Origin of the sequence: Corynebacterium atrinae (assembly GCF_030408455.1) — a bacterium.
In the GTDB taxonomy this organism is placed as follows: Bacteria; Actinomycetota; Actinomycetes; order Mycobacteriales; family Mycobacteriaceae; genus Corynebacterium; species Corynebacterium atrinae.
Genome location: NZ_CP046977.1, coordinates 1,487,468 through 1,514,304, shown reverse-complemented (window position 1 = coordinate 1,514,304; position 26,837 = coordinate 1,487,468). Strand labels below are relative to the sequence as shown.

The window sequence follows — 26,837 nt, the reverse complement described above, 5'->3', positions numbered from 1 at the left end:
GCCGCCTCCAACGATCGACGAAGGGGAGCTGGCACGGGCTGGATAAAGCCATTGATGAGACGGAGCCAGGGATGTCTGAGGGGTATTCGACGGTCCTCCGGTGGGAGGGTGTCGCCAAAGCTGATGTCACGCCGAGGATGCGGCACAACGGCCGTGAGGCGGAAGAAGAAGCCGGTATCGTGGCGGCGCACGGCAACGAGCTGATCAATGCCGCGATGACTGCCCGTAACGAGTCCTATCTGTGGCGTGACGGGGTACGCGAACCGTTGACGGGACAGGATCCGATCGGCCAGATGTATGCCGTGGCTGAGGAACGGTGGTCTCAGGCGCAGCATGCACGGTTGAACAAGAAGACGGGCGAATACACCAAACGGGGCACACCATCGAACGCGGCGCACGTGGCTGAGTTTGTGTTGCAGCTGGACCCGAAGTTCACAGGACCCAGTTGGAGCCAGTACGACGACACCTTCGAGGATGGCGCAAAAGATTATCTCGAGAAACTGGAGCAGCGGGTCGACTACTTCGCCGATGTGCTGGAGCGGGCCCCTGCAGGCGGTGTCGATGTCTATGATGCTCATCTTGATGCCGAGGGTGCTCAGATCGAGCTTAAGGAAGGCCGTGAGGATGTAGACCGCTGGCGCGGCACCATCACCGAACGCCGAGAGGCCACAGACATACTTCTGCGCGCGATGATTGACAAGGTCCACGAATGGATGGATGTCGATGGCACGAAAGCTAACCTCGTCTCCGACCACATCCACCGTGACGAGACGAGCCCTCATGCCCAGATCTTCGCCGTCCCTGTAGGTGACGAGCTCAAGCTGCCGGGCGGTGTGACGGAGAGAAAGTTGTCTCTCAAGCAGCTGCTCGTCGGCCACTCCCCCACCAAGTCCGAGGCACAGCGCAATTACTCCGAGCGGCACGACGAGATGCGCAATTACATCAACGACGTGGCCCGGGCGCACGGCATCGACTATGTGGCGACGATGGAGCGCGTGGACAACCAGCGGTCGAACCTGAATAAGACCCAGTTGCGCCGCCACAAGGTCGAGCAACTGCGTCAGCGGGTGCATGACACGCGGGTCGTCGATAACGTCGTGGAGGCCGGCGACCGGCTCAAGAGCCTGGCCGAACGCGAGACCGCAGTGACTGCACGTGAGGACGCTCTGAAAGAACGAGAAATGGCGGTGTCTACCCGCGAGACCGCCGTTAGTGACGCTGAGGAGAAGGCTGCGAAGCTGATTGCCGCTGCCGAGGTCGAAGCGCCGGAGATCCACCGCCGGGCGAGGTCAGCCGGCGAGAAGGATGCCGAGGCGGTGCGCGCCGACGCCGACGACTACGCGAGCAAAACGAAGGGCGCGGCAGATCTGACTCTGCAGAAAGCTCTAGCCGATGCACAGCATCGACGACAAGAGGCCGAAGAACTCATGGCTGATGCGAAGGCTGACCGCGAGGCTGCTGCCCGCCAGCGGACCCGTGCGGCGACGGTGCTCGCCGACGCCGAGGGGATGCTTGCCTCAGTGAAATCGGTCCCCGACTTCGACCCATCCGTGCTTGACGGTGACACTCGTGACGCGATGAAGCAGGTTGATGCCGACTTCCTGGACTGGCTCTGTGAGCGAAACCCGCAGATAGCGGAGATGCGTGAGCGCACGCACAAATCCCTTTGGTCGAAGAACCAGGCGCAGCGGGACCTGGCCAACCGTACTGTCGCGGAGAACCGTCGCCAGGCTCGAGGCCTCCGTGAGCGGTTAGATCGTCCGCCGACAGCCCAGAAGGGCCGAAAGGGCCAAGGCCCTCGTCGCGGTTCTCCAGGGGCCCAGGCGGGCTTCTAGCGGTGTTTTATTAGGTAAGAGCACGACCACGGTGATGATCCTGGCTAGGTTCTTCCCTAATCACCCACCGTGGGTGCGGTAGTGGGGGCAGAATAAAGTCCCGATCGATATCCCTCCACGAGGCTGAACGGGCCGGGTTGATCACTAGTCCCGCCTAGTCCTGTGATAAGCAGTACCTTGTGGCGCAAACAGATGAGATAGATGGGCACATTCTGGCACCGGTCAGTAACTGGCTGAGTGAATCTTTGTGGCCGTGGGTAAGTGACCAGTCTGCAGCCGTAGGTGATCAGATTGTGTCTTTAACCCTCAGCGCTCTTGCTGGTGGCCTTATCTCATGGTCAATCACTCGCCGGTCCGATAAAAAGGCCCGCCGGAAGCAGGCTGAACGTGATGAGAAGCTTCAGCAAGAGCAAGAGCGAAGAGACAGGCGGCGGAATCTTTTTGAGTATCGGCATTGGCGAGCCACTGAATCAGCCGCTGAAGAAAAGCAATGGAATGTATATGTCGATACCACGCCGTGGTATCGCTATAACTGGGTTCTATCTGCCACACCAAAGTTTCAGGAGCGAGTGACGTCCGCTCGCTTTTTGATTGAAAGCATGAACCCTGAGAAAAAGTCAGTTGAACTAACGGGTCAATTCTCCTCGCGCAGTCAGAAGATTCCACCTCTCGGCGTGAACTGGGTGATAGGCGTGAACTGGGCGATAGACGAACATGGCCTTGGTCATTGGGAGTCGGATGGTGGTGACAGTTGCTTTTTTACCTTTGATATCGAAAAAGTAATCGACGATGCCGACGGACTAGTCATCACCTACGAAACAGAGGGAGGCGAAAAGGGCTATGAGCACCATTATTTCTCTCCGTTTGATTCGATGAAGGATTATCGACCATGGGAAGTTATTGAACTTAAAGGAGACGACTAATTGGGTGTCGTTACAAGCAACACTTATAGAATCGGAGGCTAGCTACCCTTACAGTTGACAGGAGGGTGGGGTTCAGAGTGCTCAGCCCGCAAAGCAACCTCTAATACTTAGAGATTGCGCGGATAGGAAGATACAGGGGGCCACGGTGGGGTGGTGAACAAGAGCAGGCACGAGGCCTGGTAGATACGGATTCGACCAAGAAAACGTACACCACTCAGGAGCACTCGTGCCTGCCCTTCCATCCTCTATCATCGACCCCCTCTGGTGCCAGTTCGCCGCGCTGATCCCACCCGTGACCGACACCCACCCACTTCGATGCCACCGCCCACGCATCCTGGACCGGATCATCTTCGACAAGCTCATCCAGGTCCTCGTCCTCGGCGCCTCGTATGCCAAGATCGCCGACACGACATGCTCGGCCACCACCTTGCGCACCCGCCGGGACGAGTGGATCACCGCTGGCATCTTCGAGCAGCTGGAACAGATCTGTTTGGAATTCTACGACCGTATCGTCGGACTCGATCTGGAAAACTTAAGCGTGGACGGGTGCATCGTCAAAGCCCCCTGCGGTGGTGAAGCCGCCGGGCGATCCCCGGTTGACCGGGGCAAACAAGGCACGAAACGCTCCCTGCTGGTCGACGGCGCAGGTATCCCGCTTGGGTGCGTGGTCGCCGGTGCCAACCGGCATGACTCACCGTTGTTGCGCCCGACATTGGAGAAACTAGGCCGGTTCGGACTCGCCCTGCCCGATCAAATCACCGTGCATCTGGACGCCGGATACGACTCAAGCAAGACCCGCAGTCTGTTGACCGAACTTGGCTGCGAGTGGGTGATCAGCCAGAAAGGGGTCCCGTTGCAGGCCGGGGCCCGGTGGGTGGTGGAACGGACGAACTCGTGGCATAACCGCGGGTTCAAGAAACTGCAGGTGTGTACCGAACGTCGCATCCGGGTCATTGAAGCGTTCATTTCTTTAGCCAACGCCGTGATCGTTGTTCGCCGGCTCGTCCGCGAGGCCTGGTGCACCTATCGCTGGGAGACTCGCCCGACCCAACAACCCTGACCTATCCGCGCGATCTCTTAAATGAATGTAGTTGAAGAAGCTCTTATGCACGTCGATTGGGGCGATGCGCCGGCTTGGGTGGCGGCGCTTGGCACTGTGGGGACCCTGGCTGCTGCCCTGTGGCAAATTCGAAACGAACGCCGCGCCAGAAGGAAACTAGAAGAGCAAAGCAGGCAGCCGCAATTTCCACGTGGATAGGTGCCGGGACTTCGCCTCAGTCAACTGGAATCGTCATACAAAACACGTCCGGTGCCCCGATCTATGACGTGGTGGTGACGTTGGTAATCGCGTCAGGAGCGGGACCTGGGACCGGAGAGAAGGTGGCAGAACTACCAGGGCAAAAAGATCACAGCACGCCCAGTATGCGGCGAGCAAGCTCTATAGTCCCCCCTGGAAAGTTCGTGATGGAACTCCCTTCTTCATGGGGCGGTATGAATCGCAAACCGGGAAGTGAGATTGCTTTTACTGATTTTCAGGGGAAACATTGGGTGCGCCGATATAACGGTCAACTAGAACAACTCAAGAAAGACGCGCTGAAGACAATGCACTACCCCTTGCCTTTTGGAGACTTTCCCCTTAGATCATTAGAAAGCTAGCCGACATAAGGTGCGGTCGAAGACGTAACGGGGACGGAGATGTAATCGTTCTGGAGCAATAGTTCCTCGGCGGCGCGCTCCCGCCGGTTACTATTTCCTCCTGGCCCCGCCATGATTTCAGCGATTGCATTGCGTGCGAACTTGACCTCGACGTAAGGTACGGGTCCTTGAGCTGATGCCCGAAACTTCACGGGACCAGCATCACCCACGTGGACTCGCCATTCATTTTCAGCTCGAAAAGCTGGGTGTTTCGTGAGGACCAAGGCTGGAACCATCATTTCCTTAACAGTGAGATAAGTGTTGACTCCCGGCGGAGCAGCAGGATACCCACGTTCGTAGAGCGTCTTAACGGTGTCCGAAACCCGGTTCTGAAGGTATGTATCCGCCTCTTCTCCATAGTGGATTTTCTCAAGAAAAGGTGGGTTTTGTTTCACGTCTACCGCTGGGCTGTCCCCGGCAGGGGCGAGATAGTTTTGGAGCGAGGCGCGGTGGAAGGCTATGCAATATCCGTCTGAGGCATATCCTCGCCACTGGCTCAAATCGTCACGTTCTTCCGAGAAAGAAGCTACGTAGGGGAATTCGAAACGCCCGGCTCCTGGTGTGTTAATAGATTCAAGGGAGTGTGCAACATCTTCCAATGCGTCTGCGACATAGTTGTTCATCCCGCTGTCGTCTGACGAAGACCGTGCCTCGTCTGCCCTGCTGCGAAGCTGTGTAGCTGCCTTTCCAGCACCGTAGGTGAGTTCCTCAGCGTCGTTAAGAAAGCCAGCATTGGTCAACCACATGCGTCCAGATGTAAGGATCCCGATGAGACCGGCTGTGGTGGTGTAGTGATACAAAAAATCACCGGGTTTTTCCCAAGGTTGGTGACCTGCCACGTGAAGCTCCTTTTATGCCTGGCATCAATAGTTGACGCTTCGTTTCCGAGATTTCTCTGCAATACCCTAGCAGTGCTTTAGGGCATATCTCAGTGAGACGATTTCAGACTCAGAAGGCGTTGGTGCAGGGCACTGGGCATGAAAAGGGCGCCCCGTTGGCTGGACCTCGGGGGTGGGTCGCGGTGCTACTCCGACCTCGGGGTCGGACCGTGGACGGGGGTGTGCCATGGTGCCGGCGTAGACTTATGCCCTCGCGGAGTAGGAACACCACATCGAGAAGCTGTCAGGTCGTATCGGCGGGTCTATTTATGCTGTTCAGGGGTCCTACTTGCTCGCTCCGGCAGTTATCCTGCCGATACGATCACGCTTATCGGCAGGTTGTCGACAGGTTCATTTCCCCAGTTCAGAGTGGGTAAGTGTATTGTCCTGTCGATATGTCGATATAAAAGAGAAGAAAGTAACGCACGGCTTTGCTTGACCATCCTTCGCTCTGGCGTGGTTTATGAGTGTTCTGTAGAAAGATTTCGTTTTTATCGACACATCGACAGGACGAGCTAAAGCAAGGTTGAAAACACCCTCTTACCTGCCTAAATGATCCTGCCGACTGATTTGTCGACTGGCTTGTGTCGTGTCGGCAGGTCGACAGGTCGTATCGACAGGCCTGTTGGCACCGGTGGCAAGGCTGTGAAGCTAAGGCACAACACCAAGAAGTATTATCTTTGGCGCGCCTGTCCTGCGCTCGATAGCCACTGTGGGTGACTGTGGCCAGGCTGAGGTGAATCGCTACCTGTCCTCTGGCAAGAGCGCAGACGGACTAGCGGCACGGAAGCATGCCGAGCATTGATCAGGCCCTCAGGTTTGTAGATGCAGTCGAGATAGACGTATCCCACCCATAGGCGCAGCGCTCGGGAGGGTCGATACGAGGGGGATACACGAGTGTCCATATTTTCGACACTGGGAGCACGCATTTTCCGCACTGAAAAGTGGACATTGGAGTGTGCGTTGAGGTGGTACGGAAAGTGCAGCCTGCGCAGACTGTCCGCGGACGGCTCGAAAACGGTGCTGAAAAATGTGCCACACCCTGACTAACAGGATTGTGTCTGGAAAACAGCGCCTGTGGTGGTGCAGTTTTTTAGCTGTCCTGGAGTGCACTGCATAGCGCCGTGGGGGTGTCTGTCTGGGGCACATCTTCGGGTGCTTGCGAGGGTAGGACGGGTAGCCGTGGTTGTGCCTTAGAATAACAACCACGTAATTATTAAGGAGTTTTTACTACATGGGTAATACGAGCCTGGGAGCTGCGAAGAAGGCCAAAAATGATGAGTTCTACACGCAGTGGGCGGACATCGAGCGTGAGATGAATGCCTACTTGGAGTACGACCCCGATGTCTTCCGCGGTAAGACGCTGCTCTTGCCGTGCGACGACCCCGAGTGGTCGAACTTCACCAAGTTCTTCGCACTGCACTTCGAGGAGTACGGCCTGAAGAAACTTATCTCGACGAGCTACGCTCCGATGGCGAACCAGGCTGCCGCGTTCTATCAGCCGACGCTGTTCGAGACCGAGGCCCCGGACTACAACGAAGACAAGTCTCTCTACAGGGGTCGGGTGTTTACTCTCGTGCCTGAGGACCTGGACGGTGACGGCAGAATCAACATCGACGACCTCCGGTGGGAGTATCTGGATGGCGACGGTGACTTCCGCAGCACTGAGGTGACCGCGATGAGGGATGCCGCTGACGTAGTGATCACGAACCCGCCATTTTCGCTGTTCCGTGAGTTTCTCGGTTGGTTGGTGGACGGCGGCGTGTTGTTCTCAGTCATCGGGAACACGAACGCTATTACTTATCGCGAGGTGTTCCCCCTCATCCGCGACAATAAGATGTGGTTGGGTGCCACGGGCAACTCCACGGACATGGTGTTCGCAGTTCCGGCGGGGACCGAGGTGAAGGAAACTGACAAGGCGAAGGCTGAGCGGATGGGCTACGTCGGTGACTACACACGCCTAGGAAACTCATGCTGGTTCACTAGCATTCAGCATGGTCGTCGTCATGAGCCGATGCAGCTAATGTCCATGGAAGACAACAAACGGTTTGGACCTAAGAAGGTCGTCGAGCAGGGTTACCAGCAGTACGACAATTTCGACGCGATCGAGGTTCCCAACACTTCTGCGATTCCTAACGACTACGACAGCGTGATGGGTGTGCCGATCAGCTTCTTGGAGCGTTACAACCCCGATCAGTTTGAGATCCTCGGTACGAGTGAGGGTGACTATCCGGCGACAAAGACGTACACAAAGAAACAGCGGGTCGTAAACGGCGTCCATCAGAAGTCCAATACCGGTACGATGAGCGGCGTCATCCGAGTTGACGACTTCGGTTCTGGGACGTTCTTCGACGTTGGATACCCTGTTCGTGCCGTGTACAAGCGCATCTTCATCCGTCACAGAAACCCCGAGGTGAGGCAGTGAAAACCAAGCTGAAGCAGTACACTGTCGCTGAGGTCGTGGACGGGTTCTTTTATAATGAACTGGAGGGCAAGGGTCTCTACGGCCTGGGTGGCACGCTCATCATCCAGCCTGAGTACCAGCGCCACTACATTTATGGTGACGGCAAGCGCGATGTGGCCGTCATCGAGTCCATGCTCAAGAGTTACCCCCTGGGTCTGATCTACTTCAACAGCGACACCGTCAATGATCGGTATGAGGTCCTCGATGGCCAGCAGCGCATCACCTCCATCGGTCGGTTCGTGACCGGCAAGTTTGCGATCCAGCTTGACAGTCAGGAACAAGTGTTCTCATCACTGCCCAGTGAGCTGCAGGACAAGATCTTGAACACCGAACTGCTCGTCTACATCTGTGAAGGCACCGAGCAGGAGATCAAAGAGTGGTTCAAGACCATCAACATCGTCGGCATGCCACTAGTGGAACAGGAGCTGCTCAACGCTATCTACTCGGGCCCGTTCGTGACGGCGGCCAAACAGGTCTTCAGTGATTCCCGTGATGCCCGTCAGAACAAGTGGGCCGTGTACGTCAAAGGCGATCCCCTGCGTCAGGGCGTACTCGAAGTAGCACTGGAATGGATCTCCGCTCGGAAGGGTACGACGATCGACGGGTACATGGCAAAGCACCGTCTAGATGCCGACGCGGTCGAGCTGGAGTCGTACTTCACCACGGTCATCGACTGGGCCGCGGCTCGCTTTCCTGGACCAATCCATAAGGAGATGCGTGGTCTGCCGTGGAACGAGTATTACGAGCAGTACCACGGTCAGTCCTACAACGGTAAGGAGACCACAGAGCGTGTGGAAACCCTAATGGGTGACGCGGACGTGAAGAAGAAGTCTGGTATCTACCCGTACATCCTCGGCGGTGAAGAGGACACCAAGTTGCTGGAAGTCCGGGTTTTCGACGAAAAGACCAAGAAGGCCACTTACAAGAAGCAGACGGATGCTGCAAAGGCCGCGGAGATCTCCAACTGCCCTTTGTGCGCTGTCGGTACTAACGCCAACAAGACCAAGATCTGGAAGATCGGGGAGATGGATGCCGACCATGTCCAAGCCTGGTCTAAAGGTGGCGCCACCGACATCGATAATTGCGAGATGCTCTGCAAGACGCACAACCGTTCAAAAGGTAACGCTTAGTCGTCACAAAAATTAACCCCTCCACCCGATTGGGTAGAGGGAATTCCTCATGTTTTCTTCCGGTGTTACCTGTCGAGCGTAGCAAGAGATCGCCAGGCATCAGAGTAGAAAGATTAGATCCTGTCGAAGAGGTTAATCACGCTTGCCACTTGGGATGACGTGTGCTGCGGGGCTGTTGTGGCTGACTCTTCCCCTACTGTCTCCTCGTGCCCCAGGGCAGGAAGGGAGGGTGTGCGGGTGAGAGGCATTTCGACTGGAATATGCACGGGTTCGTTCTTCCGCCAGCCACGGGAGCTGATCTGGATCATGAGACTGCGGTAGCGATCGTGATCGATGATGGCGAGATCTCGGGCACGGCGCACGAGTGCCTGGATGGACACCCCCCATTTGGCCTTGAGTCGGGCATAAGACTCGAGCGTGAAGTCGGGAGAGATGAGGTCCATCATGGGCTCTCGAGGGAGCAGGAAGGCTGACGCGAACATGTCTGCCTCGGCTTCCCGATCCGCGAGGCTTCCGTCATGTCCGATAGTGTGCATCATGATGTGGCCAAGTTCATGAGCAGCGGAGAAGCGTAAGCGGTCGCCGGGGACGTTGTAGTTGAGGGCAGTGACGAACGGCGCCTGTGATCGGACGGGCGTGGAAATGCCGTCGATCCGCTCCATGGGTAGGAGCGGGTTGTTCAGGCCGGTGACGATGATGCCAATTTTGTCGAGGCAGCGGGTGACATTATGGATAACTGCATCAGGTTTGATTCCGATGAGCGCACGAGACTCTGCAGCAAATTTTTCAACGGTCGCCAGTGATCGTCGAGAAGCAACAGGTGTGGTTGCTAGCACATCCAGGGGATTGCTCTGACCTGGGGAGCGAACGGCCTGCTCAGTGAGCCCGAACGTGGCGGTAGCCATGTTCAGATGCCGCACGCTGAGCTTCTGGCGGCGGTAGTTCAGTGATGTTGCAGTGTAGGTCAGCGCTGGCGCGTCGAAATAGTCGGAGTCGAGATGGAAGTGAAGCTTGGTGGACACTTTGTGGGCGGGAGTCAGGGCGCGGAGACCTTTTTCGATCTGAGAGTATTGCGCCTGGCCCACACCAAGGATCGCTGCGAATTCCTTCTGCGTAAGCCCATTGAGAGCCCGCAGCGTTTGCAGGCGATGATGGGCATTGTTCACTGTCCTTCTGCCTCCTCTTCCCCATCAACATCCCAGTCCGGAGTATCCATATCGAACTCCGCCGAAGTTGGCATAATACCGGGCTCGGGCAGTAACGCGAACCCGCTCTCCCACTGGCCCTGCCCCAGAAGAGTGTTTGGTTTCGCAACCTTGACCACAAAGGGAAACGGTCCAACTGCCTCATGATCTTCATTTAGCAGTGGGAGGTCCCAGATACAGGCGATCTGTCGGAACTGTGCGTCCGGGCGTGGCGGGAAAACTCGTTCAGGCGTCCGGAACAAAGCCCACGCTGCGTCTTCACGCTTACTTTTGTATGCGTCAAGGGAGCCACGACGACGGAAAATCAATTCAGCTTCGTGGATCTGCGACCGGTAGAGGAGTCGGTTCTGTGGGTAAAGGTCGGCCTCGAGCACAAAAGTGCCCAGCTTTTCTGGCAAGGTGCGACGCAGGCCATGGAGAAAGGGATTTCGCTGAAGACGCTTAATTTTCCACTGATCTCCGTCGTAGGGCGAAGCCGCAACCCGACGGAGTCCGTCGGCACCCGCTGTCTGGAACTCTTCTGCAAGAGGCAAAAGCTCCGAACGAATCTTCTCAATCATGCGTCCTCCATGGGAACTCGATGTTTCTTTGACGCTAAGAATATCACTACATGTTTCAAATGCGGTGATAACTTCACAGAAGAGTGATAATATCACTGTAATTGAAACATCTTGATCGGGGTACAGGGGGGGATACTAGTTCGCATGCTGCCATCGATCTTCATTATTCCAACCGAGCCGAGTGGTCCGCCCCTCTGGGTTGATGTGCTGGTCAATCTGGGTTCAGCCACGCTCGGCGGCATAGTGTCTGGACTTATCGTGGCGTGGGCTGTTAAGCGGGCGACCCGACGATCAAAGCCCCTTTTTGAGTACTTTGACACGGGTCTTGGGGATGGGACCGCCCACCTGTTCTACAACGGGGCTAAACCCATCGTTATCGGTGGTAGTCATGTTCACCACCACGGCCCTGCACTCTTTGAACGGAGCCCCAGAGCAGAGCCCCATGGTTTTTTCATGGAGGGGCGGAGTAACCAAGTCTTTAGCACGTCCGGGAGTCAGGGTTTCGGGCTGAGCCCTGGGGAACGTATCGAGATTGTCTACCGTCACGCCCCGCGAGACATGGTGAAGAACCATGAGGCACGTTATGAGGCGTTCTCGATGGCCTGTCATCCGAATGAACTTCTTTCTGCTCGTGGCCGTATCCGAGAAGCTAAAGAAAAAGGGGAAGCCCTAGATTCTCAAGATGTGGAGATGGACGAGACTTGGATGATGGAAGTCGTGAATCTTCTCCCCAGCTCCACAAGGATTACAGAGTAAAAATAACCCCGTAATCAGCGATACTGCTGGTTGCGGTGTTATTCGTTGCCTAGAAGTTGCGGCACACGTGCCGGCTGCTCGAGTCGAGGCAGTGCTCCGTTGCCTTGGCCACGAAGTAGTCCTGGTCGTCGCTGCCGGTACGGGGTTGAAGGTGTATTTCGCTGATCCCCACTCACCCTGGCAACGCGGAACTAACGAGAACACCAACCGGTTGTTGCGCCAGTATTTCCTGTAGAAAACATCGATGAAAGGCTTCAGCCAGGCTGATCTGAATTAGGTGACCGACAGACTCAACAACCGTCCCTGGAAGATCCTTAGATTCCGCACTCCCGCTGAGCAGTATGAAGCAATATTGCATTGACGAATTGAACCCAAGTCGTAACAAACTATCAACCTCGCGATGCCTGGTCTTCAACATCTGCAGTGATCTCAAGCAGGTTGGTGTATGGGACGTCGTCTTCTCCAAAGTGGTACCGGCGAACAAGGAGGTCGCGGAGGGTACCGGAGCCAGGGGTTTCGCCTCGAGTTTGAAGCTTCCAATTCCTCGCGACGCTGGCGACCTGAATGAAAAGATTGTTCTCAAGATGTTCAAGGATAAACTCCACGGGCAGTCGAAGCTCCGACTCAATCTCGGGACGCGTGGCGAGCTCTCGCATCTGCTGCGGGGTGATCGACATCGGGTCGATCGCTTCCCGCTGTATTCTCCAGTTAAGGCCGATGTTCACGAAGGTCACCAAGATCTGCCAGTCGAGCCATCCATCAGCCTGAAGCCGATCAATTGCATTGCGTCCCCTCGGATCCTGGAGGAACGCCGCGAGCGATAGGCTCCAGCTCTCAGCCGTTCGGTATCGCTGCTCGATGCGTTCGAGTGACTCTGCTCGGTTGTAATCCGGACCTTCGCGAGTCGATGCTGCAAGCGACTCATGACTGGATGGTGTGAACGCGTCCGAGGACGATGGCCGCGTGGCTCCTGCGCACCGCTCGTAGTGCTCCTCGCTCAGAAGATCGGCCGACTCGTTATACGGGCGCCCCATCAGCACCTTGTGGAAGATCCCGTCGCGGCCCAGCGAGTCAAGGAGTGCCATCAGGTCTTCTCTTGGACGTGCGTGCACCTCGCCAAGAAGCTGGATGCTCATGGAGATGATTGATCGGGAGATCTCATCAAGATCGCCGGTGGAGTCAGACCAATTGATCTGCACCGAGACTTCGTCGCCGTCATCATCGAACCGCACGTCATTGCTGGCGTGAGAGGCACCGCGAGTCGTCTCTACCCTGATGCGAGCTGTCGCTCGGATAATTACCGGATGGAAGCGTGCGACGTCTGCGAGGAAGACCTGGAAGGCAGCGACGAGCCCCTCTGCTGTCAGGACCGAGACGTGGTCGTTGTCGAATTTGAAGACCCACCGTACGCCGAGGGCTTCGAAGTCGATCGTGCGCGTGGGTCCGATGTCAGCCAGGACTGGCCCGGCTAACTGCTCACGCGCGAGCTCCTGGAACCGTTCCTCGTCCAAGGGCATCGCTGCGTCAGGATGTAACGCTTGCTCCGAGAGAAGTTCGTATCTGCCCGTGGTCTGATGCGCGTGGTGAAACAACGGCTCGATATCGGGCCAGAAGGTGCGGACGGCGACGTACTCGATCAGTTCGTTCGTATGGTGGTGCTCGAGGTCTGGGTGGTTGGAGAGGTCGAACGGGTTGGTGGCGTGCGAGTTGTGAGCGAGGAGGGCTATCTCTGTCAGGGCGGCTGCATCGATCCAGCAGCCCGCCATCTGGGCGGCACGGGCAGCCTGGAAGAGTGCCTTGGGTATCTGCGTCTTGACGTCGTCGTCGGGGCTCTGGTTCGCCATCATCGTGGCGCCGCAGGCGTACATCTTCGCCGCATAGGTCAAGCCCAGATCAAGGTAGATCTTGGCGATGTATCGTGAGACAAGCACTGTGCCATACATCAAGTCTCCATGGAACCACCGGGCCTTGGCTATGTGCAGTTCGGCGAGCGCCTCGAGGGGTTGGCCGGCCCTCTCGAACGCGATTGCGCGATCGCGGCATCGTTCAGCGATGGCGGCGTCGCCCTGTACTTCTGAGACTCGGGCATCGAGCGCGTCGCGCACTTTCGCATAGCTCGGGTGGGATGCGACCGCGGGCGCGAACATGTTGAAGATCTGACTGACACCGCTTGCTGAGTATGGACGTGCTCGGGGCAAGAGATCGACAAGGTCGTCGAGATATCGCATAGCGGTATCTAGATCGAAGGGGCCATCCGCGAGAGAGGAATCGACTTGCACCGGATCCAGCTTCACGCAGGCATGCGCCGCCACGGCGGCCTTGGGCGGGCGGAATCCGTTCTCCTCTGCAAGTTCCCACCTGGGCTGAAGATGCAGGTAGACGAGTGTGCCTGTCAAGGCCGCGGAACGAACTGGATAGGTGCCTCGGTCCGTTGCCGTTAGCTCTGCAGTGATGTGTTCCCGAAGTTTTTCCCTCACCGCTGCGATCTCAGTCGCGGCGACGGTCGCCACGCCCGCGATCCACATGTTTCCCCAGTAGGTAACAAGTGTGACAGCATCGTCGAGTATGTTCGTGTGGGTGTTCGATAGGGCGTAGTTCACGGCACGGCGGATAAGATCCTCGCTTGTTCCAGCGACGCCCATGCCCCGGAAGCGGGCGACTGCGATCTCGTAGCAGGCGCGGAAAACGGTGTCGTCGTCAGCGTCCCTGTCGAGGAACGCACCCATGAAGTCCAGCCACTCGGGGAGATCCGCGTTCGCGACCTCATCCCAGGTCGCGAATCGGAGGGCCTCTGTAATCTCCCCTTGTGTCGCAGGCGTGAGCGCTACCGGGCCGTCATTGCGACGCAGAGCATCTCGGAGTTCTCCATACCACTCCGGGATGACGTCCTCGGGCTCAGGTATCATGGCAGCGGGCACGCCGAGGTAGTGCTGCGCTACCCAGACCAGGTCGGGCTCGGCGAGGATCGTGGCTACCTTCATCCCGCTGTACACGTCCAGCGTGACACCGTAAGTGGACCGCGCAATCTCCTGGACCTCATGGGTGGCGGCTTCGGGAATCGAGTGCACGCTGAAAAACGCTACGAGTTCAACGGGTGCCGCGTCGTCCGCGCAGATTCCTGCGAGGTCATCTAGGATTTTCCTCTTCAGACCTGTCTTCTGGACCGTGCACGCGATGACCATAGGTGAGGTGGAAGCAGAAGCGGAGAACCCAGCCGCATTCGGCAGTTCATCGGGAATACGCGTCGTGTAGCTCTCTGCGTCTCTTTGCTGGTCTCCGCCGGCGCTGACGGGCCCATTCGCGACGAGGATGTTAGCGCTAACCCGCTTCCGCGCGATTCGCGTTGCAATTGTCTCGAACGTATGGTGCTCGTTGCGCTCGCTGAGTTGACCGAGGCGGAAGGAGATATACGTCTCAAGCTCGGGTACCATACTGTTCATAGACAAATCCTCTCAGTTCCTGGCCGCTTTGGCCCTCAATGCTCCCGGTGCGCGTGGTTATTTTAGTGAGCGCGATGGTTGCGTTAACCCCGCTACGGGCGTCCTCAATGTGGCCTCGCTGGAAACCCTTGACCGAGAGTTCCAGTCCTGGAGCTACCGAGTAACTCCATTCCATGACACCGGGGCGAACCGCCGAAGAGCTATTTTTGTGTCTATGTCCAGCATACTTGGACCTGGACACTAGGGTGTGAGCCATGGCAACAGCGGAGGAGACGCTACGAGCGATACTCAGTAAGTCTGAGTTCGGCGTTATGAGAGTGCTCTCCGAGGGCATCCTCCCGCTTTCCGGCCGCAAAGTCGCGACCGCCTTAGGCGTGTCGCCAACGACTGCCAATAAAGCGTTGATCACGTTGCCAGAAGCGGGGTTCTCCGCCTCACGGAAATCGGAGCGGGCAACCCTGTGGCAGCTCGCTGTCTCGAACCCTTCCATCAGCGCGTGGTTAGCGAAAGCCGTACCCGGTGACCGGGGAACTTTGACTGGGTCAAGCCTTTACTCGACGGGCGGGGGTGGCGTCCGTTTGGAGCACTCGTACGCTGCTTGCCTCGTTGCTGGCCTCCTCACAGGTGACGGACTTCCGGAACTTGGCGATGCTATAGGCGCGGACTTGATTCGGCTCCAGGCCAGCGACCTGAGTGTTACTGAGGACATCGTCATCGAAGGCCACGTGCCCATGGTCAACTGCATCGAGCCTCTATCGCTGTGCGAAGAAGCCCCCGTTCTCCCCCGCACGCAGGAACGATCTCTGAAGCAACTACCCCATCAATTCGTCGAATGCTTCTTCCCCGTAAGCAGAAATTATTCACGGGAAATACCGGGTATGAAACATACTGTCAGCGCAGCTGTGCTGCGCTGGGTCACCGCGCAGCGCGACGCGCAAGCTCGTCATCTCGAGTACCAGCATGTTGGTAGCGCATCGCAGCCACGGGAGAGCTGTGCCCGAGGCGGGCCATCGTTTCCTTCAACGTCGCACCGGTCTGCGCGTAGCGGGTGCCGCTGTAATGCCGCAATGAGTGAAAGTTTGCGATAGAGCCTACGGCCGCTGCTGCTCTCTTCCAGTTATGTTCGAACGTGTGGTACGGCAGTGGTTGATTTGGGTCGCGGGTAGCGTGCCATAGGCGCTTACCTGGGGCGGTCTTTTTGGCATAGGCAGCAATGGTCTCCGCGTCGGCACCGAAGATAGCGATCACGCGCTCACCCGCTTCACTCTTCGTCGTACCCTCGACTCGGCCAGACCTCTTTGTGTGGGCAATCGACTTGGTGACGGCAACCCGCACGGCGTCGATGTCGCCGTCGTCAGTCAGCTCGATAGTGATGTCGTCGCGGGTCAAGGCGATGATTTCGCCGAAGCGCAGACCACCGGCGGCAGCCAAGACGGCAACTGGCCGGTACTTCTCGGGCAGGGCCTCGATAATCTGGTCCAGCTCGTCGTCGGTCGGCGGGATGACCTTCTTGCCTGTGGTTGCTGTTGATCCACCGCGGACTCGGCAGGGGTTGGTTTCGATGAGCTCGTCCTCCACAGCGGTCTTAAGCACGGACTTCATCAGGTCGTAAGCGCGGGCTGCAGCAGTTAGTTTCCCGGTAGCGATCTGCTCGGCATACCAGTTGCGCACGGCAGCAGTGTTGATCTCAGCCAGCGGTGTCTCTGACCAGGAGGCAAGGCGTCCAGTCTCGATCAGCCTCAAGTACTCGTCTCGGGTCGACACCTTGATGGGGTGGCCACGCCCATTCGTCCGTGTGGTGACCCAACGGGTCGCATATGCGCCGAAGGTGATCTGGGCCCGGTCACGAGCCAGCTGGGCTTGCTTACGGGCTTTCTCCCGCTCATCCGGATGAATCCACGTTCCAGCTGCAATAGCTGAGCGCTCCCCGGCAAGATATTCACGTGCCTGAGTTTTGGTCTCGAATGTATCGGGTGCCTTATAGCGGGCACCGTCGTGGGTGTAACGGGCGCGGTAGCGTCCGGACGGTAGACGGTCAATGATTCCCCAGGATTCGCGGGCCATGGTAGTTTCCTCATTCTCGTGGTACCTGCGTGGTATTCAGGTTGGCATTTCGTGGTATTCAACGACGCTTTCCGGCGCTCTTACAACACTACTACCTGCATTGATAATGTATCTACCGTATCATTACTAGCTGGTTCGAACCCAGCTAGGACCACCATGCGCTGCTTACTAGAATTACCGTCCAAAAGCAGGGATTCGAGCAGGTAGCGCGAGGTTTTGGCAGGGTCGTCCTTCGGGGCGACCCTGTTTGCGTTTGCAGACGTTCGGGCAGTTGTGCGTGGCCTCGGCACGATGTGAGCCGTTTGGGCGGCCGTGGCGAGCGAAAGGGCGTCGGCTGGGTCTTTGGGTCGTTTGGTGGCGCTCCCAGCCACGTTCGGCACCGTGGAGGCTGCTGAAGGTACCGCCTAGGCCGTAGTCGGTCACCTCATCGTCGATGACGAAGAGATGCGTGAAGACGGCTTGGTTGATCTCCCGCCGGACGTGGTGGTCGGCCGCAAGGTAGAGCTGGGGGAGCTCAGCCAGGAACGAGAGGCACTCTTCGATGTGCTCGGCTCCCGAGGCGAGATCTTCGGCTGACTGTTCCAGTTCGGCGCGGAGTTTGCGGCGGTCGAGTTCGATGTCACGGATGCGCTGCTGAATTTTGGTCTTGGGCAGGGCGCTGTCGGCAGCCAGGTCGAGGAGGTTCTCTTCCTTGGCGTCGAGCGACGTGAGTTGCTTTGCGATCTGGTCGTGGCGCACTTTTGCGGCTTTGTCGGTGTCGGCCACGGTCTCTGCCATGAGAGATCGCAAGGATGCGAGGAAGTCCGGTGAGAACCGGATGGTTTGGTAGTGGTCTTCGACTGCCTTCTCGACGCGATGGATATTGACGTGCGGTGCATCGCAGGTCTTGTCCTGGATGCCCATGCAGAAGAAGTAGAAGTACTCCTTGCCGTGGCGTCCCACGGTGCGTTGGAGGACCATACGGCGGAGGACTTCCCGCTCCCGCCAGCAGCGGCCACAGAAGAGGCTGCCTTTGAGGTAGTGGTGGTGCTCGCGGCGGCGCTCCCCGGCTACGCCGCGCGCCGCCAGGAACTCCTGCACCTTGGCGAACAGCGCTTCTGACACCAGCGGCTGGTGTCGACCGGGGTAGGTGTGTCCCTTGTAGGTCACGATCCCGAGGTAATACGGGTCGCGAAGTATCTGTGCCATCTTCGAGCTGCTGACGGGTTGGCGGGGTGGATGGGAGTTGACCGTGCGCGCGGGGTTCTAGACGAGCCTGACTCGCTCAGACGTGCGGGATTCGTTACACAGAATCCCACCACCTACGTCGACCGTTTGGGGCTCGACTGGTGGAATCCATTCAGCTGGAAGAAGGATACTTGGCGGAATGTCGGAGCCGGTCTTGTTGGAGTGGCGGCGGCATTCGCTGTGGCTGCGGTGGTTGTGGGAACTGGCTGTGGCGCGGGAGTGGGGTGCGCGGTAGGCGCAGGCCTCCTCGCGGGTGCTGTAGGCGGAGCAGCAGGATCAGTCGCGGCCTATGACTTGCAACCTGGACGCAAGACTAATTGGGGCTACGTTGAAGCTGGTGCTTCCGGATGGCTCTGGGGAGCAGGAACATCTGGCTTATTGGGGCTGGGAAGTGCCGCTTTCGGGGCGGCAGCTCCCAGCATTGGTGCAGCAGTCGGTGGCGCGGCGAGATACGTTGGACGACTTCTCCCGCCCTCAGTGAGAAATGCGGCCTATTCCTTTATGAATCGCTTGCAAATCTCACCAAATGCATCCATAATTAGAACGGATGAAAATTCTCGAATCGGCTCAGCGCTACCCGCTCATATGTCAGGAGCGGAAGCGAAGTCTTGGGCAAGTGAACGGACTGCTCAGTTACAGGCTAGCCTTCCGGAAGCTTCTCGGAGAAGAATTACCATGGAGGCTGGACTCTTGAGGGATTCAACCGGCAAGGAAATTAGGGTGATCTCAACGAGCGAGCCTAACGGATATCTGAGGCCAGGAGTTGAATTACAGCCGGGCGAAATTAAGGTTCCCGGTACTGGTCACGCAGAGGCCGATATTGTACGGTGGGCTACCGATCATGGATATGAAGTCGTGGCGGTTGGTGCCGGAAGGCCAATCTGCGGTGCTTGTGCCGGGTCAATTGTTGACTCAGGCGGTCAAACTGCAGGCCAGCTGAAAGGAGGCGGATGGTGAGCAGGCTATCCTCATGCTATCCAGAACTCGCAGAAGTTATTATTAATGCCAACGATGGCCAGAAGAGGAGAATCGCATTGGCGGTTTCTGAGTTGGCGTTATCTGCTTTTCCCAATGAACTTGAACCCTCCTGGAATCTTCTCAGGTGCGACAGAATTGCAGCTGAACAACTTAGTATAACCACATCCTCTGCGCTTCAACTCGTAGAAAGGCTGGATGAGGAGGCATGGAAAATCCAGGAAGCAGCCGACCGGGGTGAGGCTTCCGAAATTGATTACCTTCATTCATTTATGAAAGCCCGGGCAGCTTCATCTGCCGTTTTTGCAAGCGGTCAAGATCCGGAGTCATCGGCACTTGATTCTGTATATGAGGCGATTGCGGCCCTGGGTTCCTACGATGTCGTACAGAAGGCTGTCCACGGTAACCTTACGGCGTGAAATATATTGCCGCATAGACGTTCGTGGAAATGCTCAGGGTTCTTTAGTTTCGTAGTGTGTAGCAGCGACTCGGTCACCAACTAGCAACTGCTGTGGCTTGGCTGAAAATTCATCAGTTGCATCGCTGAGATTCCGAGCCTCTCCGCGATCCTCTCCACACTCCGCAGCGTCAAGTTCCGCTCGCCTCGTTCTACACCGCCCATGTAGGTGCGGTGGACTCCGAGGACTTCCGCGAAGTCTTCTTGGGAGAGGCCTCTCTCCAGACGGTAGGCACGGAGATTCCGTCCTACCGTTCGTTGGAGATCCGCTGAGCTAGAGTACTGGATCGGAGGGATACCCAAATGACGATGATCGCGCTAGCCATTGCGCTTGCTCTAATCGCTGCCCTGGCAGTCCTGCAACTACTCGTGGCAGCGGGCCTCCCTTTGGGGCGATGGGTATGGGGAGGACAACACCGCGTGCTGCCTCAGCGGTTGCGCCTCAGCAGCCTCATTACAGTGCTGATCTACTTAGTATTTGGGGCTATTCTTCTCTGTCGGGCTGGGGTGATTCCTGGCGGAAGCAGCGTGGCGGTGGTGATCCTCACTTGGGCGCTGTTCGTATTTTTTACTCTGAGCATCTTGTTGAATGGGATTTCACGAAGCCCAGCCGAGCGGTGGGCGATGGCGCCGGTCAGTGCCGCGTTGGCGGTAGCAACATTGGTCATTGCCCTCGGCTAACCTGCAGGCCTTTTCCACTGCCTGCTCGCCTTCTGTTGAGGCTGCGAGTCGTGTGTTTCATGGGTGGTGGTCTAGGTTCTTTTGACTTGCCACACATGCAAGTGCTGCGGTGAATTGCCTATTTAACCTGACTTAGGCCATTTTGGTGTGGCGCAGATCATCTTGACGTCTGGGCCTGGGCATTTTGGCGGTGTGAGGGGCTGTTTGTCAGACTAAGCGGGTAGCAGTGGGGGTGGCAGTAGGCTGTGAATCATGCCACCGAAGATCCGCACCGTACCGACTGCGTCCGGTGCCACGGCTGTGCAGGTCATCTGGGGGTATCGGAATCGAAAGCCGGTTCTTAATCACCTTGGCTCCGCCCACACTGATGAGGAACTTAGCCTCCTTCTCGCCCGCGCCCAACGCATGATCGACGGCGATCAAATAGGCCTCGACCTAGGACTAAACGACGAGGTCACCATGCCAGCCGGGACAGGCGCGGTGGATAATCCCGTACCCATTACCAGCGAACGCGCCAACCACCTCATCAACGCCATCCACGGCGCCTACCACCAGCTGGGACTACACGAGGCCACCGATCATGACCCAGTCTTCTACGACCTAGTCACCGCACGGATCATCCACCCCGGTTCGAAGTTCGAATCCATCGAAACCCTCGCCGAAATCGGTGTCGCCTCTGCCTCCTACCGCACCATCCAACGACGCCTACCCGTCTACGCCACCACCGCCTTCCGCGACCAGGTCACAAAGGCACTTGCCACCCATGCTGGGATCGGCCCAGGCGTGATGGTCCTCTACGATGTCACGACCTTGTACTTCGAAACAGACAAAGACGACGACCTGCGGAAACCAGGATTTTCGAAGGAGCGTCGCCTGGAACCCCAAATCACCGTCGGGTTGTTGTCTGATGCCGCTGGGTTCCCCGTAGCGATCGGGGCGTTCGAGGGGAACAAAGCCGAAACCCAGACGATGTTGCCGATGATTGATCGGCTCAAGGATGCTTATCAGCTTGATGACATCACCATCGTCGCCGACGCCGGGATGTTCTCCGCCGGTAATAAACAAGCCGTCGTGGATGCCGGACTGCACTACATCCTCGGTACTCGGGAGCGTGACATTCCCTATCCGATCCAGGTGTGGAGGCAGGCCAATCCCGGGGCGTCCTACACCGACGGGCAAGTATGGAGGTTTGCTGACCGCACGGGCCGTGGACCCGATGGTATCCCGCATTCGGTGACCTACTACCAGTATTCCTGGGATCGGGCACGCCGGACCTTGAAAGGGATCGATGAGCAGGTAGCGAAAGCGCAGCGAGCTGTCGCAGGTCAAGTGCCGGTCAAACGCAACCGCTATGTGGACTTGAAAGCCCCGAATAAGCAGGTCAACCACACCTTAGCGGATAAACACCGCGCACTAGCTGGGGTCAAAGGCTATGAGACCTCACGGGTAGATCTGAATCCTGAGCAGGTCATCGGGGCGTATCGGCAGTTGTTCAAGATTGAGAAGGCGTTTCGGATGGCGAAGTCGGATCTGAAGGCCCGGCCGATCTTCCATCGGAAGAAGGATTCCATTGATGCGCACTTGACGATTGTGATGGCGGCGATGGCTGTGGGTCATGTGTTGGAGCAGCGCTCGGGGTTGTCGTTGAAGCGGCTGGTGAGAACGTTGAAGAAGTACCGATCGTTCACTATTGAGGTTGCCGGTCAGACTGTTTATGCGCAGTCCCCGGTTCCTGCTGAGGTTGAGGAGATCCTGGATAAGCTTCCTCGTCTGTCTGACTAATTTGGCCTAAGTCAGGACACATGCAAGTGCTGCGGTGAATTGCCTATTTAACTGGGACTATGTTGATGGTCGGCCGTTGAGAAATAGTTCCGATTCCGCGTAGATGAAAGTAGGTCTACGATTCTGTCCATGTCTTTTCGATTGCGGGTTCGCCCGACTACCGGAGTAGCTATGGGCTTCTTCGGAGTCATCCTCTTGGGCACCGTCGCTCTGATGATGCCGTGGGCTTCTCGCAGCACTCCGACGTCGTTTCTCGACGCATTTTTTACGTCAACCTCAGCCACGTGTCTAACTGGTCTGATCACGGTCGATACGGCCACGCACTGGTCATTGGCCGGGCAGATCACCATTATGCTCCTGATTCAGTTGGGCGGCCTAGGGTTCATGACCTTGGCTTCCCTCCTTGGACTCTTCCTCGCTGGCCGCCTTGGGTTGCAGCAGCGGCTAGGGGCGAGCGCGGAAGGGCGCGGTGTTGACCTCGGTGAGGTGTCTTGGGTTATTCGGGCGACGATACTCTTCACGTTGTTGGCGGAAGCGGTCGTCACGGTGGTGTTGGCCTTCCGATTTCACATCGGGTATGGATACTCCTTGGGCAGGTCCTTGTGGGAGGGGTTGTTCCACGCGATTTCGAGCTTCAACAATGCTGGGTTTGCACTCTACACAGATAACGTCATCGGCTTTGCCGCAGATGCGTGGGTGCTCCTGCCGCTGGCATTTTCGCTCATGGTGGGCGGGTTGGGTTTTCCAGTTTTGCTTGAGGCGTATCGACGCACGCGTGGCCGCCTGCTGGGCTTCCATCCTCGCCGGTGGAGCCTGACGGCGAGGTTCACGTTCGTCGGCACGCTGTTTCTGACGCTCAGCGGAACGGTGCTTTTTGCTGTCGCCGAGTGGCGGGGAGCGTTTGCGCATCTGGATTCCGCTGAGAAAATCCTCAATGCTTTCTTCGCCAGTGTCAGCCCCCGTACGGCGGGGTTTAATGCGGTGGATTACGCCGATTTCCACCCGTCGACGCTGTTGGGCACCGACTTCCTCATGTTCATCGGTGGTGGCTCCGGTGGTACGGCGGGCGGCGTAAAGATCACTACGGCTGCCGTGCTGCTCGCGGCGATCATCGCTGAAGTAATGGGGCGTGACTCGGTTTCAGTGCACGGTCGATCCATTGAAGGGCGGATCATTCGTCAGGCCCTGGCGGTATTGACGGCGGCGGTAGGCATGGTGGCCTTGTCTACCATGGCGATCTTGTTTATCGCTCCGCAGTTTACGTCTGACCAGATTTTGTTTGATGTAGTAAGTGCCTTTGCCACAGTGGGATTGTCGACGGGCATCACGCCAAATTTGCCGGCTCCGGCGCAACTCATCCTTATTGTCCTTATGTATGCGGGGCGTGTGGGGCCATTGGTCCTGGCGTCTGCGTTGGCTGGACGATCACGTCCGCGTCAGTTTGAATACCCTGTAGAAAGGCCGTTCATTGCTTAAGCAATTTCGTCAATCATCTCGCGATCGCGGGCCCGTGTTCATCCTCGGTCTGGGACGATTTGGACGCGCTCTCGGCATGGAACTCATCGCCGGTGGCGTTGAAGTTTTGGGTGTCGATGCTGACCCGAAGATCGTTCAGGAGGTGTCTGCAACTTTTGACCATGTGGTCACGGCGGACACGACGAACCCGGAGGTTCTGCGACAACTGGGGATCGAGGAGTCGAGTCGGGTGGTTATCGCCATTGGCCGCAAGGTTGAGAACTCTCTCCTAACTGCCTCTGCGGTGGTGGATATGAAGGTGGCTTCAGTCTGGGCGAAGGCTGACAATGACGCCCACGCGAAGATCCTGCGTCAGATTGGGGTGCATCACGTAATTAGACCCGAAGCCGACTCGGGCCGTCGCGTGGCGCACCTCATGGGTGGAAAGCTGCAGGACTACCTCGAGTTCGACAGGGACTTCGCTGTGGCCAAGATTGCGCCGCCAGTCTCCGAATTGGAGCAAACGGTGGCGCAGATCCACGCTCGCACAGGTGGAAAAATTCAGATCCTCGCGCTGCGGGACCCCAATGGGTGCTTTCACCGGGCTGAAAATGATGACGTCGTGCGTGCTGGAGACTTGATCATCGTGGCGGGGCGAGTGGAGACGATTGAGGATTTCGCTGGACAGAGCTAGGTGTGCTGGAGATCACGCACACCCCGGATGGAGGTCTTCCCGCAGGTTGCAGATAGAAACGGAGTGACTCAGGCCTCGCCATGATGCCTACTGACCATTTGGTCGGGAACTAGTGGATGCGGCGATACGACTGTTCTAATGATGCTCGCCACCTAGCGGGTATCGTGACTCCCAAACCAGTGAAGGTAGTTAATCAATCGTGAAGTTGTCCCGAGTCTCCGTGGTGCACAGTGCCGTTGCCCTGGCGGCAACTGGTTTACTGACGGTCGGTGCGCCAGCGGCGTTCGCCCACGACTCCGTCATCGGAGGCGACCCTGCCAACGGGACCGTGCTGGAGCAATTCCCCGACAAGGTGACTTTGGAGTTCTCCGGCAACATCAAAGACGACTTCAACACATTTGCCATTTCGAATGTCGAATCGGGCGACATCTTGTTCACAGGTGAGCCCACGACCGATGGTCGATTCGCCACCCTGGAGCTTCCCGCAAGCCTTGACGCGGGAGACGGTGAATACCGGATCGGCTTCCAGATCACTTCCTCCGATGGGCACTCCACCCGCGGCATGACGACGTTTAGTGTCGGCGAGGAGGGGACTGCGGAGACGACTTCGGCGGTCGTCGATAGTGAAGAACCCGAGGAGACTGGCTTGGGCAAGTGGTTGATTGCTGGCTTGGGAGCTATCGCATTGCTGGGAGTCATCACAATGGTGATTTTCAAGGGCCGAAACAACAATTAGGAGTAATAATGTTCACTCGCGGTCGAATCGCACTATCTGCCATCGTCATTGCTGGCCTCGCACTTGCTGGTTGCAGCCCGGCGGGGGAAAGCGCCTCTGAATCCAAGGCCAACACCGCCACTTCCGCAGCGGCGCCGTCTACTGTCGCCCATGCTGACGTCGAAGACAGCGTCACCTTCACCAATGCGTTTGTTCGTGCCAAGGGGACGGACAAGGATATGACCGGAATTTTCGGCGTGTTCCACAACTTCAGCGATCACGAGGTGAACGTCGTCGGTTTCAAGGCCGACTTCGATGATGCCAAGTATGAGGTCCATGAAGTGGTCGATGGAGTGATGCGCGAGAAGGAAGGCGGCATCGTCATTCCGGCAGGTGGAACTCACGAACTCGTGCCGGGTGGAGATCACTTGATGATCCTCGACCATAAGGAAGAGATCCCGGCCGGAGGCGAGATCAATCTGGTTATCGAGCTCGGCGATGGCACCACCATTGAAGTTCCCAACGTTCCCGTGCGCACGATCAACTCCGGTGACGAGAACTACGGTGCTGACGGCGAATTGGTCGGCCATGCTCCAGCCCACGGTTCCAACTAAGTAGTAGAGGAGCGCGAGTTCATGTCGTCGATGTCCCGCAGGGGCTTCCTTACCGGGCTGAGTGTCACCGCGGGCGGCGCGGCACTGGTGGGATGCGCTAACGGTCAAGAAGAGCAGCCAGTGATGTCGCAGGGACATGACACGAATGCGTATCTGCAGGACGCCATCGTTGCCTTCGATGATGTCCATCAGGCTGGCATTGGTACGCCGGCCCAGTCTAATCTCAACCTCATCGGGTTCAACCTCGTTGACGGCGTGGACCGGGCTGGCCTGACTCGCCTCATGCGCTCCTGGACGGAGGACTCGCGCTCCCTTAGTACGGGTGAGACGCCCCTGGGCAGTCTCGAACCGGAATTGGTTATCTCGCCAGCTAACCTCACCATTACCTGTGGCCTCGGTGAAGGGGCCTTCACAAAGGCGGGGCTCGACGCCGAGAAGCCAGAATGGTTGGCTCCTATCAAGCCCTTCAGCCGGGACAAGCTTGATCCCGCGTGGGGTCAGACTGACCTGGTGATTCAGATCTGTTCGGATGACCCCCTCATGGTGGCGCATGCCACGCGACACCTAGTGCGATCCGGGGTCGACTACGCCAGGGTGGCGTGGATTCAACAGGGTTTTCTCCACGCAAACGGCTCTGTTGAAAAGGGTACGACCCCGCGCAATCTCTTCGGACAAGTTGATGGCACCGTCAATCCCCGCAGCTCGGAGCAATTTGATGAGCAGGTGTGGATCGATGATGCGCCTACCTGGCAGCAAGGATCGACCTGCCTGGTCGTCCGCCGGATCAACATGAACATGGACACCTGGGAGATGCTTGATCGCGCCTCTCGGGAGGAGTCCGTAGGACGACGACTAGACAATGGTGCCCCCCTGACCGGCGACAACGAGTTTGATAATGCGGATTTCGCGGCCGTCGATAAGTTTGGTTTGCCAGTGATAGATAAAGACAGCCACATGGCGCGTTCGCGGCCGGTGGAAGGGCACCCGGAGCAGCGCCTCCTGCGTCGCGCCTATAACTATGACCTGGCCCCGGAACCCGGCAGCGAGCAGCTGTCTAACTCGGGCCTGGTGTTCATCTGCTTCCAGCGCGATCCTATTGCCCAGTTCACTGCCATCCAGGAACGGTTGGACGAATCGGATCGCCTCAATGAGTGGATTACCCACATCGGTTCAGCAGTGTATTGGATTCCGCCCGGGACCAGTGCCGATGGCCGGGAACGAGATCGATTCTGGGCTGAAGGTGTGCTCGCGGACGCATAAATCCGGAAGTGTGTGGGTGAGGGGGTA

At 57.6% G+C, this 26,837-nt stretch carries 21 protein-coding genes and 2 pseudogenes; 15 read left to right on the top strand and 8 right to left on the bottom strand.

Translation table 11 applies throughout. The features are described from left to right. The first annotated feature begins 71 nt into the window (after positions 1 to 71). The 3 genes from CATRI_RS07410 (at position 72) to CATRI_RS07400 (ending at position 3,818) form a co-directional block, all read left to right on the top strand. Positions 72 to 1,835: a hypothetical protein gene (locus CATRI_RS07410; protein ID WP_290216203.1), complete on the top strand. Its 1,764-nt coding sequence runs from the start codon at positions 72 to 74 to the stop codon at positions 1,833 to 1,835. Positions 1,836 to 2,014: 179 nt separating this feature from the next. Then, positions 2,015 to 2,758 carry a hypothetical protein gene (locus tag CATRI_RS07405; protein WP_290216201.1) on the top strand — a complete coding sequence of 248 codons (744 nt, stop codon included), beginning with the start codon at positions 2,015 to 2,017 and terminating at the stop codon, positions 2,756 to 2,758. A gap of 226 nt (positions 2,759 to 2,984) precedes the next feature. Beyond that, a complete protein-coding gene (locus CATRI_RS07400; RefSeq protein ID WP_290216199.1) occupies positions 2,985 to 3,818 on the top strand; it encodes an IS5 family transposase in 834 nt (277 codons plus the stop codon). A 592-nt stretch (positions 3,819 to 4,410) separates the two neighbouring features. On the opposite strand, the gene CATRI_RS07395 is transcribed toward CATRI_RS07400, so the two are convergent. Beyond that, positions 4,411 to 5,292 (bottom strand): DUF2971 domain-containing protein, encoded by an 882-nt coding sequence (locus tag CATRI_RS07395; RefSeq protein WP_290216197.1) that lies wholly within the window; start codon positions 5,290 to 5,292, stop codon positions 4,411 to 4,413. Positions 5,293 to 6,565: 1,273 nt separating this feature from the next. Between CATRI_RS07395 and CATRI_RS07390 the strand changes: the two genes are divergently transcribed. Both CATRI_RS07390 and CATRI_RS07385 read left to right on the top strand, forming a co-directional pair. Beyond that, positions 6,566 to 7,756: an adenine-specific methyltransferase EcoRI family protein gene (locus CATRI_RS07390; protein ID WP_290216195.1), complete on the top strand. Its 1,191-nt coding sequence runs from the start codon at positions 6,566 to 6,568 to the stop codon at positions 7,754 to 7,756. Next, the gene (locus CATRI_RS07385; protein ID WP_290216194.1) at positions 7,753 to 8,925 is read left to right on the top strand and encodes an HNH endonuclease family protein; all 1,173 of its coding nucleotides are present in this window, start codon (positions 7,753 to 7,755) and stop codon (positions 8,923 to 8,925) included. The genes CATRI_RS07390 and CATRI_RS07385 overlap by 4 nt, the downstream gene beginning before the upstream one ends. Before the next feature lie 113 nt (positions 8,926 to 9,038). On the opposite strand, the gene CATRI_RS07380 is transcribed toward CATRI_RS07385, so the two are convergent. Next, positions 9,039 to 10,091, bottom strand: coding sequence for a helix-turn-helix domain-containing protein (locus tag CATRI_RS07380; RefSeq protein ID WP_290216192.1), 1,053 nt, complete (start codon positions 10,089 to 10,091; stop codon positions 9,039 to 9,041). After that, the gene (locus CATRI_RS07375) at positions 10,088 to 10,690 is read right to left on the bottom strand and encodes a hypothetical protein (protein WP_290216190.1); all 603 of its coding nucleotides are present in this window, start codon (positions 10,688 to 10,690) and stop codon (positions 10,088 to 10,090) included. Before CATRI_RS07375 ends, CATRI_RS07380 begins: the two co-directional genes overlap by 4 nt. A gap of 144 nt (positions 10,691 to 10,834) precedes the next feature. Here CATRI_RS07375 and CATRI_RS07370 point away from each other — a divergent pair, with 144 nt between their 5' ends. Continuing rightward, positions 10,835 to 11,446 carry a hypothetical protein gene (locus CATRI_RS07370; protein ID WP_290216188.1) on the top strand — a complete coding sequence of 204 codons (612 nt, stop codon included), beginning with the start codon at positions 10,835 to 10,837 and terminating at the stop codon, positions 11,444 to 11,446. 130 nt (positions 11,447 to 11,576) lie between these two features. Then, a pseudogene (locus CATRI_RS07365) lies at positions 11,577 to 11,807 on the top strand (IS30 family transposase); the annotation flags it as partial. A 28-nt stretch (positions 11,808 to 11,835) separates the two neighbouring features. Here the strand turns inward: CATRI_RS07365 and CATRI_RS07360 are convergent. The 4 genes and pseudogenes from CATRI_RS07360 to CATRI_RS07345 all read right to left on the bottom strand — a co-directional run. Beyond that, a complete protein-coding gene (locus CATRI_RS07360; protein WP_290216186.1) occupies positions 11,836 to 14,886 on the bottom strand; it encodes a hypothetical protein in 3,051 nt (1,016 codons plus the stop codon). A 542-nt stretch (positions 14,887 to 15,428) separates the two neighbouring features. Continuing rightward, positions 15,429 to 15,611 (bottom strand): hypothetical protein, encoded by a 183-nt coding sequence (locus tag CATRI_RS07355; RefSeq protein ID WP_290216185.1) that lies wholly within the window; start codon positions 15,609 to 15,611, stop codon positions 15,429 to 15,431. Positions 15,612 to 15,801: 190 nt separating this feature from the next. Next, positions 15,802 to 16,950 (bottom strand): tyrosine-type recombinase/integrase, encoded by a 1,149-nt coding sequence (locus tag CATRI_RS07350; protein WP_290216183.1) that lies wholly within the window; start codon positions 16,948 to 16,950, stop codon positions 15,802 to 15,804. 174 nt (positions 16,951 to 17,124) lie between these two features. Next, a pseudogene (locus tag CATRI_RS07345) lies at positions 17,125 to 18,141 on the bottom strand (recombinase family protein); the annotation flags it as partial. A gap of 986 nt (positions 18,142 to 19,127) precedes the next feature. Between CATRI_RS07345 and CATRI_RS07340 the strand changes: the two are divergent. Further along, positions 19,128 to 19,571, top strand: a complete 444-nt coding sequence (locus CATRI_RS07340; protein WP_290216179.1) for a hypothetical protein — start codon at positions 19,128 to 19,130, stop codon at positions 19,569 to 19,571. Positions 19,572 to 19,651: 80 nt separating this feature from the next. On the opposite strand, the gene CATRI_RS07335 is transcribed toward CATRI_RS07340, so the two are convergent. Then, the gene (locus tag CATRI_RS07335) at positions 19,652 to 19,912 is read right to left on the bottom strand and encodes a helix-turn-helix domain-containing protein (RefSeq protein ID WP_353959717.1); all 261 of its coding nucleotides are present in this window, start codon (positions 19,910 to 19,912) and stop codon (positions 19,652 to 19,654) included. Here CATRI_RS07335 and CATRI_RS07330 point away from each other — a divergent pair, their 5' ends adjacent. The 7 genes from CATRI_RS07330 (at position 19,913) to CATRI_RS07300 (ending at position 26,810) form a co-directional block, all read left to right on the top strand. After that, positions 19,913 to 20,290, top strand: coding sequence for a hypothetical protein (locus CATRI_RS07330; RefSeq protein WP_290216178.1), 378 nt, complete (start codon positions 19,913 to 19,915; stop codon positions 20,288 to 20,290). A 252-nt stretch (positions 20,291 to 20,542) separates the two neighbouring features. Then, positions 20,543 to 22,072 carry an IS1634 family transposase gene (locus CATRI_RS07325; protein ID WP_290216177.1) on the top strand — a complete coding sequence of 510 codons (1,530 nt, stop codon included), beginning with the start codon at positions 20,543 to 20,545 and terminating at the stop codon, positions 22,070 to 22,072. Positions 22,073 to 22,213: 141 nt separating this feature from the next. Further along, positions 22,214 to 23,548 carry a TrkH family potassium uptake protein gene (locus CATRI_RS07320; RefSeq protein WP_435384197.1) on the top strand — a complete coding sequence of 445 codons (1,335 nt, stop codon included), beginning with the start codon at positions 22,214 to 22,216 and terminating at the stop codon, positions 23,546 to 23,548. Next, positions 23,541 to 24,221, top strand: coding sequence for a potassium channel family protein (locus tag CATRI_RS07315; protein ID WP_290216175.1), 681 nt, complete (start codon positions 23,541 to 23,543; stop codon positions 24,219 to 24,221). Before CATRI_RS07320 ends, CATRI_RS07315 begins: the two co-directional genes overlap by 8 nt. Before the next feature lie 199 nt (positions 24,222 to 24,420). Then, entirely contained in the window at positions 24,421 to 24,957 is a 537-nt protein-coding gene (locus CATRI_RS07310; protein WP_290216174.1) for a copper resistance CopC family protein, read from the top strand. A gap of 8 nt (positions 24,958 to 24,965) precedes the next feature. Next, the gene (locus tag CATRI_RS07305; protein WP_290216173.1) at positions 24,966 to 25,550 is read left to right on the top strand and encodes a copper chaperone PCu(A)C; all 585 of its coding nucleotides are present in this window, start codon (positions 24,966 to 24,968) and stop codon (positions 25,548 to 25,550) included. 21 nt (positions 25,551 to 25,571) lie between these two features. Beyond that, the gene (locus CATRI_RS07300; RefSeq protein ID WP_290216172.1) at positions 25,572 to 26,810 is read left to right on the top strand and encodes a Dyp-type peroxidase; all 1,239 of its coding nucleotides are present in this window, start codon (positions 25,572 to 25,574) and stop codon (positions 26,808 to 26,810) included. Positions 26,811 to 26,837: the final 27 nt, after the last annotated feature.